The following is a 4,432-nucleotide window of genomic DNA, read 5'->3' on the forward strand; positions in this document are numbered from 1 at the left end:
GCCGCGCTGGGCGGCCTGGCCGGCGCCTATGTCGACCAGAAGCAGAAGGAATATGCGAGCCTCGAGGACCAGCTCGATTCCGTGATCAGCGACGCCAAGGCGAAGAATGCCCAGGCGAAGGACCTGACCGCGACCATGCAGACGGTGCTGGACCAGCACAAGCGTGAGCTGACCCGGCTGCGCTCGGGCGTGAAGAAGGGCACGGCCACCCAGGCCGAGCTCGATGCCGAGCTGGCCTCCGCCCGCGCCGACAAGGACGTGATGGACAAGGCGGTGTCCGGCACCCGCGAGAACCTGAAGATCTTCACCGACGCCCGCACCTCGCTGAAAGCGAAGGCCACGACGGCCCAGGACCGGGCGCGCGTCGGCCAGTTGGACCGCGAGATCCGCACCCTGAGCGGCCGGGTCGACACCATGTCCGGCGTCGTCAACAACCTGACCCGGCGGATCTGAGGGCTCAGCCCTTCATCGCCCGACAGCACGGTTTAAGGGGCTGCCATCGGCAGCCCCTTTTTCTTATCGCCCGCTGGGCCTGGGCTGGACGTGGATCCGGGTGACGGCGTCCCCCCGGACAGTCCACGCAGCGCCGGAAGCGGCCAGGAACCGGATGCCTCCGTCGCACCGCTCGACACCCATGAAGGGCTCTGACTCCAGGGACATCAGCGCCCAATCCAGGTGCCCGCCCGTCATCTTGTAGAAGAACCCGCAGGACCCATGCGCCGAGGCTTCGCCCCCGACATAGAGCGCGCCGTCGATCTCGACCCTGAAGTTCCCGAATATATCCGTCGTATCGAGATCATCCGCCGACAGATCTTCCCCGATGACGAACGCGCCATCGGAGACACTGAAGCCGATTATCCTCGAATCGGAGGCAAGGACGCAGTCCGCGTAAAAGAACTCTTCACGCCGGACCAGATCATCAGCAGCCAATTTTGCCCGCCCCCGTTCCGCACGACGTCGCCGATCTTGTTCCGCCGGGTCTGGTCCGACCCGCAGCAGCGGCGTCCTTCATGCTACTTCTCTCGGGCTTTTCTGAACTCATCCAGCCCCAATGCGTCCGGGGAAAAACTGTCCTCATATCTGGACACGGCTATACCGGTCTTCTTCTCCACCTCATTCAGCCACCGGCAAAATTCGAAAAAGACCTTATCGTCCTCCTTGGTCTCATCCATGTATGCCGACCCGATCGTGTGGGAATCGGATAGCACGTCCACAGCTGCGAGAAATGCTCTCTCATTCTCCTTCAGCCAATCGAACGAGCGCCCCATCATCAAACCAATAAGCTCGATTTCCTCCGACAACCTCAGAAATGTCGGCTTCGATTCCAGGTAATCGGTGAGGACGTTCTTGTCCATCTCAGTATGGCGATCCATCAAGGGGGATATGCGCCCCATTCTTGTCGCTGCCGAAGCTGCCCCATGTGCCATCGGTTCGATAGTTCTGGTTGGTCGTCAGATTCTTGATACTGGTGGTCGGGCCTGTCGCCGAGTTGGACGTCGGCCAATTGGCCTGGGCGACCGGATCAGCCCCATGCCCGTGAACCCGGAATGCCCCATCGTCATACTTGAAGCCACCGCTCGGGAAGCGGTTCGGGTCCGGGCCCCACTGGTTGGTTAACCCGCCCTGCTGGGCCCACGCATCGACGTCGGCGTGGTTCAGCCTGCCATTCTGCACGAGCTCCGAAGGATCGGTCGGGCGCTTTGTGAAGCGCCCGGTCTCGTTATCCCGCCAGCGATTGACGTTGGCATCGAACGTGCAACTCAACCCCCACGGATCAATCCAGCGGATCGGATTCGGCGTATAGGCGGCCAGGTTGTTGCCGCCCCTCAGCCCGATCGGGTCCTGCTGGATGAAGCAGCCTTCCTCCGGAGCGTAGTACCGAAACCGATTATAGTGCAGCCCGGTCTCCGGGTCGTGGTACTGGCCCTGGAAGCGCAAGGGGTTCGCCACCTCGGACACCACCAGGGCGGCCAGCCCTCCCCAGGCCTTCTGATCGCCCCGCCAGACGATCACGCCATCGTCGTTCGTCAGTTCCTGCGGCGTGCCGAGATGGTCGCAATGATAGTGATAGACGGTACCGGGCCGCTCCGCCGCCGGCCGCCGCACCTGCGCCAGTGGCCGGAATCCTCCGGGCTCGAACAGATACACCGTCGCCAGCGGGTCGGCAGGGATCTCGCCGGGCCGCGAGGATGCCTCCGCGAGCAGCAGGTCGCCCATCCACAGAAAGGAGGTCTCCTCCTCATGCAGCAGGGGCTGGCCCGCCCCGGGGGTGTTTGCCGGCTCGGCTCCCCAGACCCGGGCTTCCTTCGACACCCGGCGGCCCAGCGCATCATAGGCGAAGGCGGTCTCGCGCCGGCCCAGCCGGCTGGTCTCCACCACCGATACCAGCTGGTTGTCCGGCCCGTAGCCGTATCGCACCTCGACCTTGTCGCCGGCGCCGGCGCCGCGCGTCTCGAGCACCCGGTTGCCGCAGGCGTCGTATTCGAAACGCCGGTCGCCGTGGACCAGCAGGCGATCGCCACGGGCCGCTCCGCCCAGGATATCCGCGGCCGGACCCGAGGCCAGGATATTCCCGGCGGGATCGACCACGAACTCCTCCGGCCGGTCACCCGTCACCTGAAGCAGACGCTCGCAGGCATCGTAGCGATAGTTGCGGACCCCGCGTTGCCAATCGCCGATCGACACGATCAGGTCCGCCGGGTCGTAGCGATACCACCGCCCCAGCAGCGGCTTCGCGGCCTCCCCTTCCTTCCACGCGGCCTGGCGGGTCAGGCGGCCCTGCGGGTCGTATTCGCGCAAGGACCGCAACGCACCCGCCCGGCGCTCGACCTCCCGCCCGGCATCATCGCGCCGGATCTCCGCCAGCGGCCGCCCGGCGAAATCAATCCAGGCGAAACGGTCGGTGTCGTCATAGCCGATCGCGATCTCGCGCCCGTCGGGCAAACGGGTCGCCGCCAGTCGGCCACGGCTGTCGAAGCGGTGCCGCAGCACATGGCCATCCTGGTGCTCTTCCAGGAGATCGCCGGCGGCGCTGTAGACAAAGCGCAGCACCCGGCTGTCATTGGCCGCTTCCGTCAGCCGCCCGGCCCGGTCGTAGAGGAAGCGATGCGTGGTGCCGTCGCCGAAGCGCTTCTCCAAAATCCGGCCCATCGCATCGCGGCGGAACACTGTGGTCCTGAGCCCCGCATCGTCGTGCCGAAGCAGCCTGCCGCACGGGTCATGCGCATAGCGCTGCTCGCGCCCGTCGAACCCGACTTCGCGCACCAGGCGGCCCGCCGCGTCGTAGTCGAGCTGATAGATCTCACCCTTCTGGTTGGTCAGCCCGACCAGGTTGAGCTCGCCGTCATAGTGATAGGCGAAGGCGCTGCCGTCCGGGTCGACGCGGCGCACCGGGAATGGCAGCCCGTCATAGGCCCAGCGCGTCTCGCGCCCGGCGGCATCACGATGGCGGTCGACGCGTCCTTCCGGATCATAGCCCAGGGTCACCGTGCCGCCATCCGGCCGCTCGATCGCCACCACCCGGCCAGCATCGTCCCGTGCGAGCCGGATGACTCCCTCGCCCGCCGTCTGGCTGGCCACCAGCCGGCTCAGCATGTCATAGGCAAAGCGCCTGCGAGGTCCGCGCTCTGTCGCTTCCCATGACAGCTCGCCGCGCCCGGTCCAGCCGTAGCGGGCCAGGATGCCCTCGCCATCGGTGACCGCGAGCGTCAGGCCGCGCAGGTCACGGGTGAAGCGCCGCTCGCGGCCGGCCGGATCGACGTAGCGCGCCAGGTTGCCCCGCAGGTCGTGCTCGAAGGCATGGCGGCCGCCGCCGGGCTCCTCGACCTCCACCGGCAGGCCGAACCCGGGCTGGGCGACAGCCTCGAGGCCCTCCGCCGCATAGCGCAGGCGCACCACGCCGCCCATCGCATCGGTCGCCTGCACCAGCCGGCCCAGCGGATCATAGGTCCAGGCCGACCGCCCGCCGGCCGGATCGATCGCCAGGATCGGGCGGCCCGCATCGTCGAATTCGCGCGTGGTGCGGCCGCCCAGCGGGTCGATCTCCAGCGTCACCAGGCCGAGATCGTTCCAGCGATACTCGGTGACGCCGCCGCGCCCGTCCCGGACCAGCGTGCGGCGTGCGGCCGGGTCATAGGCGAAGCGGCAGCGATAGAGGTCGCCGTCGCCCCAGGTGTGGACGCAGCGGGCCTCCACACCGAGGGCCGAATCGTCCCATTCGAAATGGAAGGTCAGGCCACCCGGACGGGTTTCCGCGACGATCAGGCCGTCCTGATAGACATAGGAGAAGACCGAGCCGCCCGCGCGCCGCGCCTCCAGCAGGCAGCCGCCGGCGTCGTAGCGGTACTCGACCAGCCGCAGCGAGCCCTCGCCGCCCGGCGCGGGCCCGTCGATCGCGAGGATGCGGCCCACGGCGTCGCTGTGGACATCCAGG

The 4,432-nt window shown here is 67.2% G+C and carries 4 protein-coding genes; 1 reads left to right on the top strand and 3 read right to left on the bottom strand.

Annotated features, from left to right (window positions below; translation table 11 throughout):
- Positions 1-453 (top strand): HlyD family secretion protein (locus P409_RS39325; RefSeq protein ID WP_034845974.1); only part of this gene is annotated, 453 nt, incomplete at its 5' end.
- Between the two features lie 63 nt (positions 454-516).
- Here the strand turns inward: P409_RS39325 and P409_RS27645 are convergent.
- From P409_RS27645 to P409_RS27655, 3 genes are all read right to left on the bottom strand, one after another.
- Entirely contained in the window at positions 517-930 is a 414-nt protein-coding gene (locus tag P409_RS27645; RefSeq protein WP_034845978.1) for a hypothetical protein, read from the bottom strand.
- A gap of 83 nt (positions 931-1,013) precedes the next feature.
- Entirely contained in the window at positions 1,014-1,355 is a 342-nt protein-coding gene (locus P409_RS27650) for a hypothetical protein (RefSeq protein ID WP_034845980.1), read from the bottom strand.
- Between the two features lies 1 nt (position 1,356).
- Positions 1,357-4,432 (bottom strand): RHS repeat-associated core domain-containing protein (locus P409_RS27655; protein ID WP_161790483.1); only part of this gene is annotated, 3,076 nt, incomplete at its 5' end.

Source organism: Inquilinus limosus MP06 (assembly GCF_000767795.1).
Taxonomy (GTDB): Bacteria; Pseudomonadota; Alphaproteobacteria; order DSM-16000; family Inquilinaceae; genus Inquilinus; species Inquilinus limosus_E.